The sequence below is a fragment of the Enterobacter sp. 03-F-07-AD-ECC genome (assembly GCF_047530935.1).
GTDB lineage: Bacteria > Pseudomonadota > Gammaproteobacteria > Enterobacterales > Enterobacteriaceae > Enterobacter > Enterobacter cloacae.
In genome coordinates this window covers 274,372-295,005 of record NZ_JBLKBZ010000004.1, presented here as the reverse complement: position 1 = coordinate 295,005, position 20,634 = coordinate 274,372, and the positions used below count along the sequence as shown (strand labels likewise).

General features: G+C 62.5%; 19 protein-coding genes. 16 read left to right on the top strand and 3 right to left on the bottom strand.

All coding sequences use genetic code 11. From position 1 onward, the window contains the following. Positions 1–153: 153 nt before the first annotated feature. From ACMWKA_RS08730 to ACMWKA_RS08720, 3 genes are read right to left on the bottom strand one after another with little or no spacing between them, the layout of a single operon-like run. Positions 154–3,270, bottom strand: coding sequence for an efflux RND transporter permease subunit (locus ACMWKA_RS08730; RefSeq protein WP_069455575.1), 3,117 nt, complete (start codon positions 3,268–3,270; stop codon positions 154–156). A 22-nt stretch (positions 3,271–3,292) separates the two neighbouring features. Then, complete coding sequence (locus ACMWKA_RS08725) at positions 3,293–4,459, bottom strand: efflux RND transporter periplasmic adaptor subunit (protein ID WP_069455574.1); 1,167 nt, start codon at positions 4,457–4,459, stop codon at positions 3,293–3,295. Further along, entirely contained in the window at positions 4,459–5,094 is a 636-nt protein-coding gene (locus ACMWKA_RS08720; RefSeq protein ID WP_104444263.1) for a TetR/AcrR family transcriptional regulator, read from the bottom strand. Before ACMWKA_RS08720 ends, ACMWKA_RS08725 begins: the two co-directional genes overlap by 1 nt. Positions 5,095–5,203: 109 nt before the next feature. Here ACMWKA_RS08720 and ACMWKA_RS08715 point away from each other — a divergent pair, with 109 nt between their 5' ends. The 16 genes from ACMWKA_RS08715 to ACMWKA_RS08640 all read left to right on the top strand — a co-directional run bounded on the left by ACMWKA_RS08715 (position 5,204) and on the right by ACMWKA_RS08640 (position 20,508). Continuing rightward, positions 5,204–6,628 (top strand): efflux transporter outer membrane subunit, encoded by a 1,425-nt coding sequence (locus ACMWKA_RS08715; protein ID WP_028699135.1) that lies wholly within the window; start codon positions 5,204–5,206, stop codon positions 6,626–6,628. Positions 6,629–6,702: 74 nt separating this feature from the next. Then, positions 6,703–7,647 carry a LysR family transcriptional regulator gene (locus tag ACMWKA_RS08710; RefSeq protein WP_004883081.1) on the top strand — a complete coding sequence of 315 codons (945 nt, stop codon included), beginning with the start codon at positions 6,703–6,705 and terminating at the stop codon, positions 7,645–7,647. After that, entirely contained in the window at positions 7,644–7,919 is a 276-nt protein-coding gene (locus ACMWKA_RS08705) for an EexN family lipoprotein (protein WP_004883082.1), read from the top strand. Before ACMWKA_RS08710 ends, ACMWKA_RS08705 begins: the two co-directional genes overlap by 4 nt. Positions 7,920–8,177: 258 nt before the next feature. After that, positions 8,178–10,193, top strand: a complete 2,016-nt coding sequence (locus ACMWKA_RS08700) for a conjugal transfer protein TraG (protein ID WP_004883083.1) — start codon at positions 8,178–8,180, stop codon at positions 10,191–10,193. Next, complete coding sequence (locus ACMWKA_RS08695) at positions 10,190–10,654, top strand: ribbon-helix-helix protein, CopG family (protein WP_004883086.1); 465 nt, start codon at positions 10,190–10,192, stop codon at positions 10,652–10,654. The genes ACMWKA_RS08700 and ACMWKA_RS08695 overlap by 4 nt, the downstream gene beginning before the upstream one ends. Beyond that, positions 10,651–11,718 carry a P-type conjugative transfer ATPase TrbB gene (gene trbB, locus ACMWKA_RS08690; protein WP_004883088.1) on the top strand — a complete coding sequence of 356 codons (1,068 nt, stop codon included), beginning with the start codon at positions 10,651–10,653 and terminating at the stop codon, positions 11,716–11,718. The genes ACMWKA_RS08695 and trbB overlap by 4 nt, the downstream gene beginning before the upstream one ends. Next, a complete protein-coding gene (locus ACMWKA_RS08685) occupies positions 11,715–12,098 on the top strand; it encodes a TrbC/VirB2 family protein (protein ID WP_004883090.1) in 384 nt (127 codons plus the stop codon). The genes trbB and ACMWKA_RS08685 overlap by 4 nt, the downstream gene beginning before the upstream one ends. Then, on the top strand, positions 12,095–12,367 hold the full coding sequence (locus tag ACMWKA_RS08680; RefSeq protein ID WP_004883097.1) for a VirB3 family type IV secretion system protein: 273 nt from the start codon (positions 12,095–12,097) through the stop codon (positions 12,365–12,367). Before ACMWKA_RS08685 ends, ACMWKA_RS08680 begins: the two co-directional genes overlap by 4 nt. Before the next feature lie 11 nt (positions 12,368–12,378). Then, positions 12,379–14,829 (top strand): conjugal transfer protein TrbE, encoded by a 2,451-nt coding sequence (gene trbE, locus ACMWKA_RS08675; RefSeq protein WP_004883099.1) that lies wholly within the window; start codon positions 12,379–12,381, stop codon positions 14,827–14,829. Next, positions 14,826–15,563 (top strand): P-type conjugative transfer protein TrbJ, encoded by a 738-nt coding sequence (gene trbJ, locus ACMWKA_RS08670; RefSeq protein ID WP_004883101.1) that lies wholly within the window; start codon positions 14,826–14,828, stop codon positions 15,561–15,563. Before trbE ends, trbJ begins: the two co-directional genes overlap by 4 nt. Positions 15,564–15,575: 12 nt before the next feature. Next, positions 15,576–15,902 carry a hypothetical protein gene (locus ACMWKA_RS08665; RefSeq protein ID WP_004883103.1) on the top strand — a complete coding sequence of 109 codons (327 nt, stop codon included), beginning with the start codon at positions 15,576–15,578 and terminating at the stop codon, positions 15,900–15,902. Then, a complete protein-coding gene (gene trbL / locus ACMWKA_RS08660) occupies positions 15,899–17,263 on the top strand; it encodes a P-type conjugative transfer protein TrbL (protein ID WP_004883106.1) in 1,365 nt (454 codons plus the stop codon). Before ACMWKA_RS08665 ends, trbL begins: the two co-directional genes overlap by 4 nt. Positions 17,264–17,292: 29 nt before the next feature. Further along, complete coding sequence (gene trbF, locus ACMWKA_RS08655) at positions 17,293–17,997, top strand: conjugal transfer protein TrbF (protein WP_004883108.1); 705 nt, start codon at positions 17,293–17,295, stop codon at positions 17,995–17,997. Further along, positions 17,994–18,986 carry a P-type conjugative transfer protein TrbG gene (gene trbG, locus ACMWKA_RS08650; protein ID WP_004883112.1) on the top strand — a complete coding sequence of 331 codons (993 nt, stop codon included), beginning with the start codon at positions 17,994–17,996 and terminating at the stop codon, positions 18,984–18,986. The genes trbF and trbG overlap by 4 nt, the downstream gene beginning before the upstream one ends. Positions 18,987–18,988: 2 nt before the next feature. Continuing rightward, on the top strand, positions 18,989–20,269 hold the full coding sequence (locus ACMWKA_RS08645) for a TrbI/VirB10 family protein (RefSeq protein ID WP_004883119.1): 1,281 nt from the start codon (positions 18,989–18,991) through the stop codon (positions 20,267–20,269). Beyond that, positions 20,266–20,508 (top strand): DUF2274 domain-containing protein, encoded by a 243-nt coding sequence (locus tag ACMWKA_RS08640; protein WP_004883121.1) that lies wholly within the window; start codon positions 20,266–20,268, stop codon positions 20,506–20,508. The genes ACMWKA_RS08645 and ACMWKA_RS08640 overlap by 4 nt, the downstream gene beginning before the upstream one ends. Positions 20,509–20,634: the final 126 nt, after the last annotated feature.

Genomic DNA, 20,634 nt, shown 5'->3' with positions numbered 1-20,634 from the left:
ATTCAGAAAAACTTAGCCATCCAACCATCGACAAAATCGGCAGGTTGGCGACAGTTAGTTTTATTCCTAGAGTCTTTCCAATAACGCTGAATCAGCCCCCTGCGTTGCCCCAGCTACGGGACATGACGGGGCCTAACACGTTGATCAGATGGTTTAAATCGGCTGCGTCGGATGTCGCGTCGCTTCTTGACGCTGCTTTCTGCCGGGCCACTTCATCCCAAACAGCACTTCGTAGAGCAGCGGGATCAATCCCAGCGTCACGAGAGTGCCAAGCGCTAAGCCACCAATCATGGCGATGGCCATGCCCTTCCACAGCGGACCTGCAAACAACATCAGTGGCACCAGACCGGCGATACAGGTCACCTTCGTCATCACGATCGGACGCAGCCGCTGCATCGCCGCCCCCACCAGGGCCTCATGCCGCGCGAGCCCTTCCGCGAGGCCCTGTTCAATGCGTTCGAGCAGCAGAACAGCGTTGTTGACGATGATTCCAAAAAGCGCGAGCACACCAAAGGTCGCCATGAAGCTGAAAGGCGTCCCTGTCGCCTTCAATGCAATCACGACACCAATCAACGTGAACGGAATGGTTGCTAGGATGACGATCAGCTTGCGGAACGAGTTGAACTGCCAGATGAACAGCAGCAGCATCGCCAGAAGAGCAAACGGCATGTAGTGCGAAAGCGAAGCATTCGATTCAGCTGATTCTTCAATTTCTCCACCAAGCTCTATGGCATAGCCTGCAGGTAGTTCGATTGCAGCGATCCTAGGTGCGAGATGATCCACGATCTCTTGCGCGGTGTATGCCGTGTTCTGCCCCTGAACCGTAACCGTACGAATGAGATTGCGGCGTTGAATAACGGACGGCTCGCTGGACAGCGTGACATCGGCCACTTGAGCAAGAGAAACGGGTTGTCCACCCGACGCAGGATAGATGGTCGTCGCACCTACGTCTGCAGTACTGCGCCGATCACTGGACGTCCCACGCATCACGATTGGCACGCTGGTATCACCATCGCGGATCACCGAGATCGACTGGCCGATGTAACGGGTGCCAAGCCAGGCGGCGATGTCGTCGGTGGTAACGCCAGCACGTCGCGCACGGTCTTGATCGACTCGAACATCGAGACGGCCGACACGAGTGTCCCAGTTGTTCTTGATGTTGGCAGTTCCAGGCAAATCCCGAAGTGCGGACTCGATCTTTGCCGCTGCATTCATGAGCACCTCATGATCCGGCCCGCTGACCCGGTAGACGGCTGTGCCAGCTTCGGTAGTACCTAACGAGAACCGCTGAGGCTCTGCGCGTACCTCTCCATGATGCTGGGCGAAATAAGCCCGCGTCCGGGCAATCACCGCATCAATGTTGGTGCCTGTCTTGACCGTCACGACGAAGTACGCAATGTTCGATGCTGGCAACGGTGGATTCAATCCGAGGATGAAGCGCGGTCCACCGTCAGCCACGTAGCCAATGTGATCCGTAATTTCGGGGTTGATTTCTTGATCGCCGAGCCAGCCACTGACCTCCTTCACTTTCGCAAGCGTGAGGCGTGAATCCGTTCCTGGTGCGAGTTGAACAGGTATCTGGAATTGCACACGGTCGGACTTCGGCAAGAAGTCGTATGGCAGTGTCGTAAATCCGTACAGAGCGACGGCCAATGCGCCCGTCATCACACCGACGTAGATCGCCTTGTGGCCGAGTACCCACTCAAGCACCTTGCGATAGCCGCGATAGAAGCGTGTGTTGTAGGTCTGCGCGTCGTCTGCTGGCTGATGGTGCACTTTGGCGAAGTGGTAGCACAGCAGAGGTGTGACGGTCAGGCAGAGCAGCCAAGATCCGAGCAAGGTGAGCGCAAGGACGATGACCAGAGAGCGCAGATATTCACTCGTCGCACTCTGTCCAAAAAAGAACGGTGAAAAAGCGATGACGATGACCAAGGAGGACGTCAGCAGTGGCAGTGCAAGCGTGCGGCCAGCTTCGAGACAAGCCTGTTTGCGGTCTTCCCCAGCAGCCAGGCGCCGTTCAATGTCTTCGGCAATCACGATGCCGTTGTCTACCAAAAGACCCAGCGCGATGATGATGGCGGCCATCGAAACGCTCTGCAGTTCGATGTTCAACGCGCGCATCACAATCAGCGCCCCCAGAATGGTCAGCGGTACGATCATGCCGACGATGATTCCTGTGCGCCAGCCCAGGAATAGGACGACGACGCCAAGCACGATGACGATCGTTTCGATCATCACATGGTTCATCTTGCCCATCTCGTGCTTAACGATGTCCGCCTGGAATGTCACATAGGACAGCTCGAAACCTGCGGGTAGAAGTTTCTCAAGCTCGGCCACGCGGGATTTGAGGGCCGCGCCGAATTGCTCCACGTTCTGGCCCGAAGTCATGGACACTGCCATCACCACGGCAGGCTGGCCCTTATAGATTGCGGCGGACTCAGGTGGATCTGCAGGTTGAACCTGCACCTGCGCAAGTTCTCCCAGTGAAATTGAAGGAGCAGGAGAAGCACCGCGCACACCCTGAGCTTGCGCCATCATGATCGGCAATGCGCGCAGCGATGCAGCGTCGCGAACCTCTCCACTAACGGCCAGCGAAGCGTTGATGCCGCCGATGGCGATTTGCCCGCCTGAAAGAACGACGTTTTGTTTAACGAGTTGATCGATCACCCCTTGAGGGGTCAATCCAAGCTGGGCTAGCTTGGGCCGGTCAAATTCAAGATAGACGCGCTCTTCCTGCAGACCATAGAAGCTGATGCGATCAACGCCAGGAAGCGCGTACAGGCGGTCGCGCATCTCTTTCAGCGAAACCCGCATCTCGCTCATGGAGTAGCCTGGAGCAGTCACAGCAATGGACGCCACGGCAACACGGCCAAAGTCGTCGTTGACAAACGGCCCCAACGTTCCCTGGGGGAGCATCGGTTGAGCATCGGCAACCTTTGCACGCACGCGCTGCCAAATGGGGGCTAGGTCGGTGTACCGCTCCCAGATCGTGACTTGTATGACGGCCCCGCCCGCGCGAACGGTCGTGGTTACGCGCTTGACCTCGGCCAGCTCCCGCAAGCGCTCTTCAATCGGGCGCGCAATCAATTGTTCGACGCGTTCAGCCGGCATGCCAGGGTTCAGAACGGCGACAACCGCATCTCGAATCGTGACCGATGGCTCTTCCTGCGAAGGGAAATTGAGGAACGTGGCAATGCCGGCAACAAGAATGATGACCGCGGCAAGGTAGGTGAGTCTGCTGGCGCGCAGCGCCATTTCTGTGATCTTCATAGCGACGTCTTCCTATAGCGCGTCAGCGTCCGGCCAATTGAGTCGTGGCTTTGAGTGGAGTGACTTGTTGTCCGTTCGTCAGCCAGCCCGCGCCAGCCGCGACCACCATCTCGCCCCGCTTCAGGCCACCCACGACGCGAACGTTGTCGCCGCCTGGCTCGCTCTGGAACTGCACTTCCCTGCGGTGCACCTTCTTCCCCGTCACGTCATACACAAACACTGCGGCTTGTCCCGCTTTCTCACTGAGCACCAGTGCCGAATAGGGAAGCATCAGGCGGTCTGGTGAGGCATCCTTCGCTTCCGGCGCCTTCAGCAATACTTGAACGGCTGACCCGGGTCGAAGACTGCGCGCCTGAGTGGCATCTTGAGGAACTAGCACGACAGGCAAAAGTGAGCCATTTTCTGCACGCAAGCCAATGCGTTGTACCGAAGCACGAACGGGACTTGCTGACTCGCTCAGACGCAGTTCTGCGACTTGCCCAACTTTGATGTGCACTGCTTGGGTCGTCGATGCAGTCGCAAGGACTTCTACGCCGCTGCGCAGTCCATCCACTTGAAGCACGGGCGCTCCGGCTGCAATATCAGTGAAAGGCAGAGCGAGCTTCTCCGCGACGACGCCGTCAAATGGCGCATGAATGGCGGTACCCCGTCTCGCACGCTCGGCGAGGCCCAATGTGGCCTTTGCATTGCGTACCTGGCCTTCAGCAGCAACCAACTGTGCTTTCACACTCTCGAATGCAGCCGGGGAGATTACGTTGCCCTCAAGCAGCCCCCTTTGCTGCGTTGTCTGCACGATTCTGTCTGCCAATGCGGCTTCCGCAGCAGCGAGTGTCGCCCGAGCCTGTTCTAGGCGGAGTTGCTCGGGCTGAACATCCAACTCAGCCAGAAGCTGTCCGCGAGAGAAGCGATCTCCCACGTCCACATGAAGCTTGCTGATACGCCCGCCAGTCTCGAACCCCAAGGTACTCCGCTCACTGGAGCGAGCTAGACCACTCAATTCAATGCGATTGGCCACAGAACCTACATCCCCCACCGTGAGCAGCTTGACCGCTCGCGGTGGATCGGAAGCAGGCTCCTTCTGACTACCACAGCCGGCAAGCGATGCGAGCAGAACAAACGCGAGGCCGACTTTCTGCATTTGCCAGGACTGGGATTTAAAGGGAGTGCAAGACACGGGAAGGCCTTTCATCAGCGTTTATCAATAGGGGTGAGTTCCAGTTCGCCGCGGGCGAGCGCCTGGAGGGTGTGCATGAGTCGAGAAAGGTCTTCGGCAGCAAACGTCGGAAAACCCATCATTTCGGCGAGGAAGACTCCGTCCAAGGCAAATAGAACGATTCCGGCGATATCGGTGCCGCGTGGAGATTTGCTCGCGTTCTCGTACTGCCTGCGGTACCAGCCGCGCACAGGCTCAAGCAGCGTGGGGTCTTCAGCCACGGCCGCCAGCAATGCAGCGCTCATCTTTTGCATCCCGCCGTCAGGCATAGCCGAGACCTGGCTGGATAGCCAAGGGTCTGGATCGCCGACGAATGGCAGCTCTCGCTCTTCCTGCCCGCCATCAAACGCCGAGACCTGGTCATCAATCATCGTGAGGAGCAGATCGCGCTTGGTCTTGAAGTGGTACAGGAACGCACCTTTGCCCATTCCTGCCCGTGCAACGACCGCGTCAAGCGTTAGGTGCCCGGCACCTCCCTCCATGACTACGTCACGCGCAGCTTGAAGGATGCGCTCCCGTGTTTGTTGCGCTTTCTTAGAGATGGAGGGGGCTTCAGCGCCGTTGTCCGCCGAATGCGACTCCTCTGGGCTTGATTTCATACGAGTTGCCATGGTGAAACTCCAAAGATGCTTGATTTTTGAACCGTCTGGACGGTATAGTACACGCCATGAACTATGCCCGTCAAGACGGCCTCCTCAATTCACAACCTAGTGGCTCAACATGTCCGATCCCTACGCCCGCCGCGGCCTTACTGCTGTTGCATTCCTATCGATCACGCTTCTCGCCGCGTGCAGCCACTCGCCTCACAGGGTGGAGACATCACGCGTTGAGGTTCCGGCCAAATTCATGAACGAAGCGGGTCTGGCTGTGCAGCAGGTGCCAGCACAAGCACTCCCGGCCGAGTGGTGGACGGCGTACGGTGATCCGCTGATTGACGCGCTGGTGCGCAACGCGCTGGAGCACAACACCGATCTCGCTATTGCAAGAGCGCGGATTGATGAAGCTGTGGCGATCACCCGACGTACACGCGCTTCAATGTTCCCTAGCTTGGCGCTCACGCCCCAAGCAACGCGCGCGCGCGACTTTTCTTTGGCACCGACCATCAGCAGCGATGCCAGGCTTCCGCTGTCGGCTTCATGGGAAGTTGATCTAGCGGGCCGCCTCTCGCATGCCGCTGATGGCGCACGGATGGACGCAGTTGCTGTCGAACAGAACTGGTTCGCGACACGTTGGCAGATCGCCTTTGAGACAGTGTCCGCTGCACTGCAGCAGCGGCAGGCGGCAGAGCTGGAAGATCTGGCAAAAGAGCGACTTCAAGTCGCCGAGCGCCTTGAGCGTCTGACAGAGCAGAAGTTCAAGGCAGGTCAAGCTACGGGCTTTGACATTGAACGCACGCGTTCCGAGGTCATCGCCCTCCGGGTGGAGCAAGAGCAGTTGCGACGCGTACGCGGCGAAGCAACGCATGCCTTGGATGTGCTCGTTGGCCGGATTCCGGGGGCGCTTGGCAGCGGTCCTGCGCTTGCCTCTCTCACCATGCCCGATTGGACTCCCAGAAGCGTGCCAGGCGAATTGCTGCAGCAGCGCCCCGACGTCAGAGCCGCGCAGGCGCGTCTTGCAGCGGCGACGGCGCGATGGAACGCAGCAGAAGGCGAGCGGTTCCCCAAACTTGTGCTCGATTTGAGTGGTGGGCGCCAACGCTTCGAGAACAACGGAACACGTGTGGCAGGGAACATTTTCTCTCTGGGCTTGGGTGTGACGCTTCCGATCTTTGACGGTGGAGCAATACAAGCGGGAATCGACGAGGGCTCAGCACGCAGTCGCGGCGCACAGGCTGACCTGGAACGCACGGTTTTGCTTGCGCTTCAGGATGTGGAGAACGCTTATCTGGGCTGGCAGACCCAGCGGACTTCTCTGCAGCATCAGGTCGATGGTCTTGTCGTCGCTGATCGACTCCTTGACCGCAGTCGACGCCTCTTTGAGGCGGGACAGGTGGATGCGACCGTTGTTGCAGAAGCGGAGCGTGGCACCTTGTCCCAGCGAGCGGCTCTGGTCCGTGCTCGCGCCGACGCAGCCGTGCAATGGGGTGTTCTCGCTAAAGCGCTTTCTGGTTCGCCAGAGCATGTGAATCTGCAATCTTCACCCTGAGTCCTTGAGTTGGAAGAACGCAGCATGGCAGCGAGTTTTAAATACTGAATAGATCGACGATTAGTAGGGGACGCATGGAAATTCGACATCTACGTTGTTTTATGGCGCTCGCCGAGGAACTTCACTTCGCTCGCGCCGCTGCGAAACTGCATATTGAGCAGTCCCCACTGTCTCGCACGATCAAAGAACTCGAAGAGGAGTTAGGAGCACAGCTCTTTATTCGGAACACGAGAAGCACGCGTTTGACACGAGCTGGGTTGATGCTCATGGAGCACGCACCTCGGGTGTTCGCATCCTTGCAACAGGCGCGGGACTGCGTGAAGGCAGCAAAAAATGGCTTTCATGGACAACTCCGCGTCGCCTTGTCAGACGGCGCAACACTACTGTGCTTACCAGCCCTATTGGCGTTGTGTCGCGAGGAGGAGCCCGAGGTTGAGATTCGCTTTTTTGAGGTGCCACTATCCCAACAAATCAAAGGATTGCACGACGACCTGTATGACGTCGGCTTTGCACAGTCCGACGACGTAGGTGATGGAATCGTCGCACTTCCCGCGTGGACTGACACGCTTATGGTGGCGCTGCCAGCTCGGCATCCGTTGCTGGCTCTTAAGCGAATTCCATTGGATGAACTGCTGCGCTACCCGCTAGTGCTATCTGATCCTCAAGTGTGCGAGGGCCACGCCAAGCACATTGAGCGAGTACTTAGCCGGGCTGAAATGCAGCCTCTAGTTGCCGAGCGGGTTACCACTTTCGACCTGATGATGGCGTTGGTATCTGCCGGTTTTGCACTCGGACTTACAGGGGCTGCACACATTGCAGCCTCCCGAGAGCCAGGAGTCGTGGCGAGGCCGCTTTCGACACGCGTACCACCTTTGACGACCTATCTACTCAGACTTGAAGGCGATCCGTTTGACGAGCTTGCGCGCTTCATTCAGCGAGTACAGGCCATCGAATTGCCAGAGTTTCTCAGGTCAACAAAAAGCCGAAATCCCGATCTTCCGGAGGAATTGATGCCATGAGACTCGCCATCACGCTCGTCGCTGCAATGCTAGTCGCATGCGGTCAATCTGATAAACCGCACAAAGCCACTAGTGCAGAAAAGAAAACCCCGACAGTAGAAGAGCTGGTGGCAGACCCGGAACAGCTCAAGAAGTTGCGCCAGCAATGCAAGACGGATCGGCCTACTTTGGGCGAACTGCTTTGCAACCGGGTAGCGGAGGCAACACGTAAGCGGTTCTACGGTGACGGAAAAACGCCATACACACCGCCCAAAGAATCCCCCAAATTCTGAAATTCAGCAATTCAGCAATTCAGCAATTCAGCAATTCGCTAGTCTGCCTGAATCTTCTGTTCGGCACGCTGATATTCGCCGGCGCTTACGGAGTCACTCCCTGGCTAGACACAGCGCGAATTCATTCTTTCTTATCGACCTTTCTGCCCCAAACGGTCTTTGACCGGCACTAAGCCAGCACCGATCCTGACGCCTGCGGCACATTTCTAAGCCGCGTTTCCCAAGGGAATCAGCGTAGGAGAGATTGGAGGCGGGGCTATGCAAGGTACGAATGTGCTGTTCGGTCAGATAGCCGTGGTATTCGGCATCGTGATCGCGGGTGTGTGGGGCGCCACACAATGGACGGCAGCAGCCCTTGGCTATCAGGTACGCCTTGGCTCCCCCTGGTTTGATTTCCTCGGCACACCGATCTACCTCCCGTGGAAGCTGTTTGAGTGGTGGTTCTTCTTCGATGCCTACGCGCCACGCGTTTTCGACACGGGCGGTGCCATAGCGGGTGGCAGTGGCTTGCTGGCGGTGGTGGTCGCAGTCTGCATGTCGATCTGGCGCTCTCGTCAATCACGCCTAGTCACGACCTATGGCTCGGCACGCTGGGCAAGTACGGAGGACATTCGCAAAGCCGGCCTTACGCAGCCGATCGGCGTGTTCCTCGGTCAGCACGATGGCAAGTACCTTCGGCATGAAGGCCCGGAACACATCCTCACTTTCGCGCCCACGCGCTCAGGCAAAGGCGTCGGCCTTGTGGTGCCGACGCTGCTTTCTTGGCCTGCATCCGCCGTAGTCCACGACATCAAGGGCGAGAATTGGCAGATCACCGCAGGTTGGCGCTCACGCTACTCACACTGCCTGCTGTTCAATCCGACCGATGCGAAGTCGGCGGCCTACAACCCGCTGCTAGAAGTTCGGCGCGGCGCACATGAAGTGCGTGACGTACAGAACATAGCCGACATTCTGGTCGATCCAGAAGGCGCGCTTGAGAAGCGCAACCATTGGGAGAAGACTTCGCACGCGCTGCTGGTCGGGGCCATCCTGCATGTGCTCTACGCGGGCGAGGACAAGACGCTGCGCGGCGTCGCCAATTTCCTCTCCGATCCGGCCAGCCCCTTCGAGCTGACCTTGCACCGGATGATGACCACACAGCACCTCGTGAACGTGGAAGGTGGTGGCCCGCATCCAGTCGTCGCTTCGGCGGCGCGCGAAGTGCTCAACAAGTCGGACAACGAGCGTTCCGGCGTGTTGAGCACCGCCATGTCGTTCCTGGGCCTCTACCGCGACCCCACGGTGGCCGAAGTCACCTCGCGCTGCGACTGGCGTATCGCCGACCTGATCGCGTCCGAGCATCCGGTGTCGCTTTATCTGGTAGTGCCACCTTCGGATATTTCGCGGACGAAACCGCTCATTCGCCTGATCCTCAACCAGATCGGCCGACGGCTCACCGAATCGCTCGACGGCAGCGACGGCATCGAACGCCGCCACAAGCTGCTGCTGATGCTCGATGAGTTCCCGGCGCTGGGCCGCCTGGACTTCTTCGAGACGGCGCTTGCCTTCATGGCGGGCTACGGAATCCGCAGTTTTCTTATCGCCCAATCGCTCAACCAGATCGACAAAGCCTACGGCCAGAACCATTCGATTCTGGATAACTGCCATGTCCGCGTGACGTTCGCCACCAACGATGAACGCACTGCGAAACGGATCTCCGAAACGCTTGGCACCGCTACCGAACTGCGCGCGCAGCGCAACTATGCCGGGCACAGATTGGCACCGTGGCTGGGGCACCTCATGGTGTCGCGGCAGGAGACGGCCCGCCCGCTACTGACGCCCGGTGAAGTGATGCAGCTTCCGACTGAGGAAGCTGTGGTGATGGTGTCCAGCGTGGCACCGATCAAGGCCAAGAAGCTGCGCTACTACGCCGACGCGAATTTCAAGAACCGCGTTTTACCGCCGCCTGTGCTCGCGGCCGGGCAATACGCGGACGCGCCACCGGCCCGGCCCGACGACTGGAGCGGCCTATCGATCCCAGCCGTGTCAACGGTCCGGGCTGCGGGCCTGTCCGGCGATGGCACAGGCACCGCCGATGACGGCGGCCCACGCCGACAGCCGGAGCTATCCGAAGTCAGCGAATACAGCCCCGAACCGCTGCTCGCCGGCCATGACCTGACTCTGCTCGATGACGACGACGACCTGCCGCTGCCGCTTCCCGGCCAGCTCGACCCGGCCATGCAGCGCACGGCCCGGCTGGCTTCCCTCGACCCCAACGACGGAATCGACTTATGAGCCAATACCGCCTCAATCTGTTCATTCAGCCCGAGCACGCCAAGCGTCTCGAAGAACTGGCCGCCAAGAAAGGCGTGTCCAAGTCGTCCATTGTCGCGGCGGCGCTCGCGTCGTGGCTATCGCCCGATGCTGGCGACCAGCGCGAGGCGGCCATCGCCAAGCGGCTCGATCGCCTGTCGCGGCAGGCCGAGCGCATGGAGCGCGACCAGAACATCCAGATCGAAACACTGGCGCTGTTCATCCGCTACTTCCTGACCGTCAGCACCCCGATTCCCGAAGCCCATCAGGACGCAGCTCGCGCCCAAGGCAAAGCGCGTTTCGAGCAATTCGTGGAGCGGCTCGGCCGCCACCTGCTGCGTGGCCGCAGCCTGGTGCGCGACGTTGTGGAAGAACTGCACCCAGACCCGGCGCGAATGGATGACGCGGAGGCACTGGCTGAAGCGCAGGAGCGTGCCTCATGAGCGCCATTCCGCAAACCCCGCCCGAACTCTCATCCGCCGCAACCTCTCTGGATCGCCGTATCCAGATGCTGCGCACGGCAATGGGGCCAGTCATCGCCGCTGCGCTGGCCGACCCCGACGTGGTGGAAATCATGCTCAACCCCGACCGCACCCTATGGGTGGATCGGTTGTCATCGGGCCGCATGCCGCTGGGCGTGGAGCTGTCCCAAGACGATGGCGAACGCATCATCCGGCTGGTGGCTGCGCACGTCGGCGCAGAGGTGCATCGCGGGCGGCCGCTGCTGACCGCCGAGCTGCCCGAAACCGGCGAGCGGTTCGAGGGCATCTTGCCGCCCGCAGCGCCCGGCCCAGCCTTCGCGCTGCGCAAGCGCGCCGTGAGCATCATCGGGCTGGATCGCTATGTGGCCGACGGCATCTTGACCACAGGCCAGGCCGAGTTCCTGCGCCGCGCCGTGCGTGAGCGCCAGAACATCCTGATCGCCGGGGCGACGAGCAGCGGCAAAACCACACTCGCCAATGCCTTGCTTGCGGAGATCGCCGCCACGGGCGACCGCGTGCTTGTGCTCGAAGACACCATCGAGCTGCAATGCGCAGCCCGCGACCATGTGCCGCTGCGCACCCGCGCTGGCGTCGTGTCTATGACCGAGCTGGTGCGGGCCACGATGCGCCTGCGCCCCGACCGCGTGATCGTCGGCGAGGTACGCGGCGGCGAAGCCCTGGACTTGGTTAAGGTGTGGGGCACCGGCCACCCCGGCGGCATCGCCACCATCCACGCCGGTTCCGCGCTGGGCGCGCTGCTGCGCCTCGAACAGTTGATTCTTGAAGTGGCGGTGAACCCACCGCGTGCGCTGATCGCCGAGGCGGTCAACGTCGTGATCCACATCGCCGGGCGTGGCCGCAAGCGCCGCGTCGAAAGCATCGCCCGTGTCGTCGGTTTCGACGGCACCGGCTATCGCCTGGCGGACGCGCTGGAAACACCGTTTCCCGAGCTGATGCCGGTTCCTCTCGCAGCCGATGCCGCTGCGCCTTCCTCGTCCCTTGACCTACCTGGAGAACTGCCATGACGCAGATGCACGTTCACGCTTTCCGTAATTCCGTAAATCCGGTTTCAACCATCGCACGCCTGCGGCGGCTGGCCGGCCCCGCGCACCACGGCCTGCTGCTGGCCGCAGTCATGCTGATGACGGCGGGCACGGCGAAGGCATCCGGCTCCTCGATGCCGTGGGAAGGCCCGCTGCAATCCATTCTGGAGTCGATTCAGGGGCCGGTGGCACGCATCGTCGCGGTCATCATCATCATCGCCACGGGCCTCGCGCTCGCCTTCGGCGACACGTCGGGCGGCTTTCGCAAGCTGATCCAGATCGTGTTCGGTTTGAGCATCGCGTTCGCCGCGTCCTCGTTCTTCCTGTCGTTCTTCAGCTTCTCCGGCGGGGCTGTCGTATGAGTGGCCCGGATAGCTTCGCGGCCGGCTTCGAGGTGCCGCTACATCGCTCGCTGACCGAGCCGCTCTTGATGGGCGGCGCACCGCGCACGGTGGCGATTGCCAACGGCACGCTAGCCGCTGCCGTCGGGCTGGGCCTGCAACTCTGGATTCCTGGCGTAGTGCTCTGGATCGTCGGTCACTCGCTGGCCGTGTGGGGCGCGAGGGTCGATCCGCAGTTCATGCAGGTCTTCGCCCGGCACATCAAGCACAAGCCGCTGCTGGACGTGTAGGAGACGCCGCCATGCTTAACCTTGCCGAATACCGCCAGCGGCCCGCCTTGCTGGCCGACTGGCTTCCCTGGGCTGGGCTGATCGCGCCGGGCGTGGTGCTGAACAAGGATGGCTCGTTTCAGCGCACGGCGCGCTTTCGCGGGCCTGATCTGGACAGCGCCACGCAGGGCGAATTGATCGCCACGACGGCACGGCTAAACAACGCGTTGCGCCGGCTGGGTTCGGGCTGGGCGCTGTTCGTGGAAGCCGAGCGCCAGTCGGCCGCGGACTATCCGCATTCCGACTTTCCCGAACCGCTGTCCTGGCTGGTGGACGAAGAACGCCGCGCTGCCTTTGAGGAATCGGGGAACCACTACGAAAGCAGCTATCACCTGACGCTAGCCTATCTGCCGCCGGAGGAATCCCGCGCTCGTGCAGCCAAGCTGCTCTACGAGCACGCGCCGGGCGATGGTGTGGACTGGCGCGGTCGGCTTGACGCCTTCCTGGCAGAAACGGATCGGGTTTTCGACCTGCTCGATGGCGTGATGCCAGAAATCGTCTGGTTGGACGATGCCGCGACGCTGACTTATCTTCACGCCACGGTGTCCACGCGGCGCTACCGGCTGGCCGTGCCCGAGGTGCCTTTCCACCTCGACGCACTGCTGGCCGATTCCGCCCTAGTCGGCGGCCTTGCGCCCATGCTGGGTGACCAGCATCTGCGCGTGGTGTCGGTGCGGGGCTTTCCGACCTCGACCTGGCCGGGCCTGCTGGACGACCTCAATCGCCTGGGCTTTGCCTATCGCTGGAGTACCCGGTTTCTCTGCCTCGATAAAGCCGAGGCGGAAAAGGAGCTGGGCCGCCTGCGTCGCCAGTGGTTTGCGAAACGGAAGAATGTCATTGCGCTACTGCGCGAAACCATCTTCCAGCAGGAATCGCCGCTGGTGGACACGGATGCCAGCAACAAGGCGGCCGACGCGGATGCCGCCTTGCAAGAGCTTGGCAGCGATCAAGTCGCCTTCGGCTACCTCACCGCCACGGTGACGGTGTTCGATGACGACCCTGCCGTAGCCGACGAAAAGCTGCGCATGGTGGAACGTGTCATCCAAGGACGTGGCTTCGTCACCATCCCCGAAACCTTAAATGCAGTCGATGCGTGGCTGTCGTCCATACCAGGCAATGCCTATGCCAACGTGCGCCAGCCCATCGTCTCGACGCTGAATCTGGCGCACATGATGCCGGTGTCCGCCGTGTGGGCTGGGCCGGAGAAAAACGCCCATCTCGACGGCCCGCCGCTGATCGTCACGCGCACGGATGGCGCGACGCCGTTCCGGCTGGTGACGCACATCGGCGACGTGGGGCATACGCTGGTCGCGGGGCCGACGGGCATGGGAAAATCTGTCCTGCTGGCGATGCTCGCCTTGCAGTTCCGCCGCTATGGCGGCTCGCGCATCTTCGCCTTCGACATGGGGCGATCCATGCGGGCGACGGTGCTGGGCCTGGGCGGCGAACACTACGACCTCGGCGCGGACGGCGCCATTGCCTTTCAGCCCTTGGCCCGTATCGACAGCGAAGGCTATCGCACCTGGGCCGCCGAGTGGATCGAAGGCCGCCTGCTGCATGAAGGCGTGACCGTCGGCCCCGACGAGAAAGCCGCCATTTGGTCGGCGCTCGGCAGCCTCGCTGGTGCGCCGGTGGAGCAGCGCACGATGACCGGGCTTTCGGTGCTGCTGCAATCGAACGCGCTGCGGCAGGCATTGTCGCCGTATGTGCTGGGCGGCGCGCACGGCAAGCTACTGGATGCCGACCGCGACCGGCTCGGCAGCGGCGACGTGCAGGGCTTTGAGATGGAAGAGCTAATGCACAGCCCCGCCGCCGTGCAAGCGGTGCTGCGCTACTTGTTCGCCCGCTTCGATGCACGTTTCGACGGTGCTCCCACGCTGCTGATTCTCGATGAAGCCTGGCTATTCCTTGATGAACCGTCCTTCGCGGCACGCATCCGGCAATGGTTGAAAACTCTGCGCAAGAAAAACGTGTCGGTGATCTTCGCCACGCAGTCGCTTGCCGACATCAAGGATTCGACCATCGCGCCCGCGATCATCGAAAGCTGCGCGAGCCGGATTTTCTTGCCCAACCCGCAGGCGACCGAGCCGCAGATTCGCACGGTCTACGAGGGCTTTGGCCTCAACAGTCGGCAAATCGAAATCGTCGCCACCGCGCAGCCCAAGCGCGACTACTACTACCAATCGCGCCTGGGCAATCGTCTGTTCGACCTCGACCTGGGGCCAGCCGCGCTCGCCTTCTCGGGCGCATCCACACCGCAAGACCAACGCGACATTGACCGAGTGCTGACGCAGGCCGGCGCTCCCGGCTTCGCCGGTGCGTGGCTACGCCATCGCGGCCTCGATTGGGCCGCCGACCTGCTGCCGTCCTCGCCGTCGGCGGCTTCTTTCCTCGCTACTCAACCCCTGGAGATTTCGCCATGAAGACCCGTGTACTTTCCGTTTCGCTCGCCGCCGCGCTGGCCGGCTCGCTGATGCTCGCTCAGCCAGCGGCGGCGCTCACTTTCGTTGATCCCGTCAACTTGGTGCAGAACACGCTGACTGCCATCCGCACGCTGGAGCAGATCAACAACCAGATCAACCAGCTCCAGAACGAAGCGCAGATGTTGATGAACCAGGCGCGCAACCTGGCGAATCTCGACTTCAACATCGTCAACCGGCTGCGCTCGACGCTCGCCACGACTGAACGCCTGATTGCCGAGGCGCAAGGGCTGGCCTACGACGTGCAGAGCATGGATGCCACGTTCTCGCGCCTGTACCCGGAGCAGTACGCCGCCACCATCAGCGGCGACCGCATGGCACAGGACGCACGCGAACGCTGGAAGAACACGCTCGACGGCCTGCACACCGCGATGCGGATGCAGGCGCAGGTGTCGCAGAACCTGACGCAAGACGAAAGCGCGCTGGCCGACCTCGTGAGCCAAAGCCAATCGGCCACGGGTGCGCTGCAAGCGATGCAGGCAACGAACCAGCTTCTCGCCTTGCAGGCCAAGCAGTCCATCCAGGCCCAGCAGCTCCAGATCACACAAGACAGGGCGGCCTCGCTGGAGCTGGCGCGGCAGGCAGCGGCCACCGAGCGCGCCCGCGAAGTGCGGCGGCGCTTCCTGGGCACCGGCACGCCGTACACACCGCAGTCCGTCAACTTCTACAACAACTGACGGGAGGCGGCCATGCGATGCGTTCCTGTCCTGCTGGCCGTGCTGCTGACCGCATGCGGCCAGCAGCCGGCTGAAGACCTGACCGCCACCTTGGCCGCCGATCCCGTGCGGCTCAAGGCGCTGCGCGCCCAATGCGCAGCCGACCGGCAAACCGCAGGCGAAGACACCTGTCGCGCCGCTGCCGAAGCCTTCCGGCGGCGCTTCTTCACCGGCCAGACTGGGCCGGACGAATACCGGACGCTGGCAGAACTGCCGCCGATTCCGGCGAGTTTCGACACGCCAACCGACGACGCGCCGGAAGGTGATGCGTCGCTCGCCGCTGCGGAGGACACGCCATGAACGACGTAACGATCATCGACAGATTCCTCGATACCTTCTCGCGCTACATCGACTCCGGTTTCGGTCTGCTGCAAGGCGAAGTCGCGTTCCTGACGGCCACTCTCATTGTCATCGACATGACCATTGCCGGTCTGTATTGGGCCATGAGCCATGCGACCGGCCAGGGCGAGGACGTGATCGCCAAGCTGCTGCGCAAGGTGCTTTACGTCGGTGCCTTCGCCTACATCATCGGTAACTTCAATTGGCTGTCGAGCATCGTGTTCCGCTCGTTCGCCGGGCTAGGCATCACCGCCACTGGCTCGGCCATAACGATGGAGAACTTCTTGCAGCCGGGTCGGCTTGCCAAGACCGGCATCGACGCCGCTGCGCCGATCCTCGACCAGATCGGTGACATGGCCGGCTTCCCCGAAGTGTTCGTGAACCTCGACCCCATCGTGGTGCTGTTCATCGCTTGGCTGGTGGTGATCCTCTGTTTCTTCGTGCTCGCGGTTCAGCTTTTCATCACGTTGATCGAGTTCAAGCTGACCACGCTTGCCGGCTTCGTCTTGATCCCGTTTGCGCTCTGGAACAAAACCTCGTTCCTCGCGGAAAAGGTGCTCGGCAATGTGGTTTCGTCAGGCATCAAGGTCTTGGTGCTGGCGGTAATCGTCGGCATCGGCTCGGGCCTGTTCGCGGAGTTCCAGGTTCATCCCGACGAGCCTTCCATCGACCATGCGCTTGTCGTGATGCTGGCTTCGCTTGCCTTGCTGGCGCTGGGCATCTTCGGCCCCGGCATCGCCACGGGCCTTGTGTCCGGTGCGCCGCAGCTCGGCGCGGGTGCGATGGCGGGCGCTGCCGTCGGCGCGGTAGGCACGGGTGTTGCCATCGGTGCCGCCGCGACCGGCGTGGGCGGTGCCGTCATGGCGGGCGCACGCATGGCCCCGGCCGCCGCAAAGCTGGCCGGGAGCGGCGCACGCGCCGCCACGTCGGCGGCCAGCAGCGCCAAGTCCGCATTCCAGGCCGGTTCCGCCGCTGCGGGCGGCGGGGCTAAAGGCGCGGCTGCGGGCCTCGGCAATGTCGCCAAGACCGGCGCGCAAGCGGCAGGCCGCCGAGCTGCATCGGGCGCTTCCGCTGCCGGTCAGAAGGTGGCCGACTCCTTCCGGGCAGGATGGAACGGTGCGGATGTCGGCGCTGCCGGTTCCGGCCAGGCCGCCGCAGGCGAAGGCGCAGCCAGCGCGCCGAAGCAAGAGCAACCCGCCTGGGCAAAGCGGATGCACCGCCGCCAGCAGATCACCCATGCCGCAACCACCGCAGCCCACACGCTGCGCAGTGGCGACGGCGGCGGCTCAGGGCAAGGCCCAAGCCTGCGCCCCGATGCGTGACCCGATACCTGACCACCAAGGAGAACCCTATGCGATTCAAACGCCCGCAGGTGCGCTATGCCGACACGCCGCAGCCTGCCACCCCGTACCAATCCGCCGCGCAGGTGTGGGACGAGCGCATCGGCTCGGCCCGCGTCCAGGCCAAGAACTGGCGTTTTATGGCCTTCGGCTGCCTCACGCTTGCGCTGCTGATGGCCGGTGGCCTGGTGTGGCGCTCGGCGCAGTCCATCGTCACCCCTTACGTCATCGAGGTCGATCAGTCGGGGCAGGTGCGCGCCGTCGGCGAAGCCGCCACGCCGTACCGGCCCGCCGATGCGCAGATCGCGCACCACCTGGCGCGCTTCGTGACGCTGGTGCGCTCGCTGTCTATCGATCCCATCGTGGTGCGGCAAAACTGGCTGGACGCCTACGACTACACCACCGACAAAGGCGCGGCGGTGCTCAACGACTACGCCAGCAAGAACGATCCTTTCGCCCGTGTTGGCCGCGAGTCGGTGACGGTGCAGATCACCAGCGTGGTACGCGCCAGCGATGCCTCGTTCAACGTCCGTTGGACGGAGCAACGGTTCATCAACGGTGCCCCCGCCGGGACCGAGCGATGGAACGCGGTGCTTTCCACCGTCCTGCAAACCCCGCGCACCGAACAGCGCCTGCGCAAGAACCCGCTGGGTATCTACGTCAACGGCCTGTCGTGGAGCCGCGAACTGGATTCTTCTGAAGGAGCCAAGCCATGAACCTGTCTTTCCGCTTATACGCTTTCGCGCTGACCGTGGTGGCCCTGTCGGGCTGCGCTTCGCAGGGCAAGCCGCCTCCGTCCATTTCGCTCGATGAGCCGGTGCAGGCACAGCCGCTGCCGGAGCCGCCTGCTCCAGTGGAAGTCGTCGCCATGCCCGAGCCGCTGGCGCTGCCAGCGCAGTTGAAGCCGCTGCACGAGTTGGACGCGGCCCCGGCTAAGCCGGAGCCGGCCGATGAGAAGGTGCGCGTTTCCCGTGCCAATGCCGAGGCGCGCATCGCGCCCACGCGCGAGGGCTACGTCAATGCGATTCAGGTGTGGCCCTTCACCGATGGTGCGCTCTACCAAGTCTATGCCGCGCCGGGACGCGTGACCGTGGTTTCCTTGCAGCCGGGCGAGGAACTAGTGACGGTCGCAGCCGGCGATACCGTGCGCTGGATCGTCGGTGACACGTCCAGCGGCAGCGGCGACGCGATGCGCATCAATGTGCTGGTCAAGCCCATCCGCTCAGGCCTCAAGACGAATTTGGTCATCACCACCAGTCGCAGAACATACCTGCTGGAACTGACCTCGACGGAAAAGGCATGGATGGCGTCGGTGTCCTGGGACTACCCAAAAGACCGGATGTTGGCCTTGCAGCGCCAGTCGCAGGCGGCTAGCGCCGCCGCACCGGTCGATACCGGACTGTCGCTGGAGAAGATCCGCTTCCGATATTCCGTCTCAGGCAGCAATCCGCCGTGGAAGCCGCTGCGCGCCTTCGACGATGGCGAGAAGGTCTATATCCAGTTCCCGCCGGGAATCGCCCAAGGCGAGCTGCCACCGCTGTTCGTCATCGGCGCGCAGGGCGACGGACAACTGGTGAATTACCGTTTTCGCTCGCCTTACTACATCGTGGATCGGCTGTTCGGCGCGGCCGAACTGCGCCTGGGCGGCGACAAGGGTGACGTGGTGCGTATCGAACGCACGGATGGCTTGGCGCGGAGGAACTGACCATGAGCCAGGACGACACTCCCGACCTCGCCACGCCGCATGCGGGCAAGGTGGCACCCGAGGCAGTTGCGCTGCGCGCCCAACCGCGCCCGGTCACGCGCCTGAACCGGCGCACGCTGGCCATCCTCGTCGGCGGTCTCTCGGTCGCTGTGCTCGGCGCGCTGATGTGGTCGCTGCAACCGCAGCGGCGCGGTGCAGGCGAGCAGACCGAGCTTTACAACGTCGATCGCGTCTCGAAGTCCGAAGGGTTGGACGCGCTGCCGGCGGACTACTCGAAGCTGCCGCCCCCCTTGGCGGCATCCGTGCCGGAGTTGGGGCCGCCGCTGCCAGGCGATCTTGGCCCGGCCATTGTGAAGTCGCAGCAGCCGGTGACGGCCGCCTACGCGGCCCCCGGCAACGACCCCAACGACGCGTTGCGCAAGGAAGCCGAAGCAGCAGCGGCATCGGCGGTGTTCTTCCGCTCTGGTTCGCAGAAGGCCGCGCCGGTGGCGCAGACACAGGTAGCCGCTGCGCCGGGCTTCACCGCCAATGCGGCCTTCGACCCGCTGGCGGCCGGGCCTGCGTCGACGGCGGCCCAGCCCGCCGACCCGACCGCCGTGCAGAACCGGCAAGACCAGAAAGAGGCATTCCAGAAAGCCGGAACCACGGAAGCCCGTGATTCCGGCAACCTGACGCTGCCGGCGTCGCCGTATCAGGTCATGGCCGGAACGGTGGTCGCCGGGGCGCTGGTGACGGGCATCAAGTCGGACTTGCCGGGCGATGTGATCGCCACAGTGACGGAGCCGGTCTATGACACGGCTACCGGCAAGTTCCTGCTGATCCCGCAGGGGTCACGCATCCTGGGCAAATACAACAGCCAGGTCAGCTACGGGCAGAGCCGCGTGCAAGTGGTGTGGAACCGGATCATCCTGCCCGACACGTCTTCGCTCAAGCTCGACAACTTGGCCGGCACCGATCCGGCCGGCTACGCCGGCTTGGAAGATGATGTGGATTGGCATTGGGATCGCGTCTTTGCCGGTGCGGCACTGACGACGCTACTGGGCATCGGTGCCGAACTGGCTGCGCCGGAGAACCGGCAGGACGGTGATCGCGTCATCATCGCCGGCCGCGATAGCGCCCAGGACAGCATCAATCAGGTCGGTCAGGAGATGACCCGGCGCAACCTCAACATCCAGCCCACCTTGACGGAGCGCCCCGGCTTGCCGGTTCGCATCATCGTCAACCGCGATCTGGTGCTGCGGCCGTACCAGCCACTTTTCTTCAACAGGGGGACTTCGCGATGACGACGCGCAAGCTACGGCTCGGGCCGCTGCCGAAAACGGAATCCACGAAGCTGACTTTTGCTTGCCCGGCCAGCCTGAAAGCCGACCTCGACCGCTACGCTACGCTGCACGCGCAGACCTACGGCGAGGCGGTCGATGCCACGGTGCTAATTCCGCACATGCTAGAAGCCTTCATGGTCGGAGATCGGGGATTCAGGAAGGGAGGCGCGGGCAAGGCCGCGCCGCCGAAGCCAAGCTGATGATGCCGGTTTCCGCTGGCGGCCATCCCTCAAACGCGCAGCCCAAGGCTGCGCGTTCTTCATTCTGGAGGACGGCGACCGATTGGGCTATGAAGACCAAACGCGGCTACCGCCTGCAGGCAACCG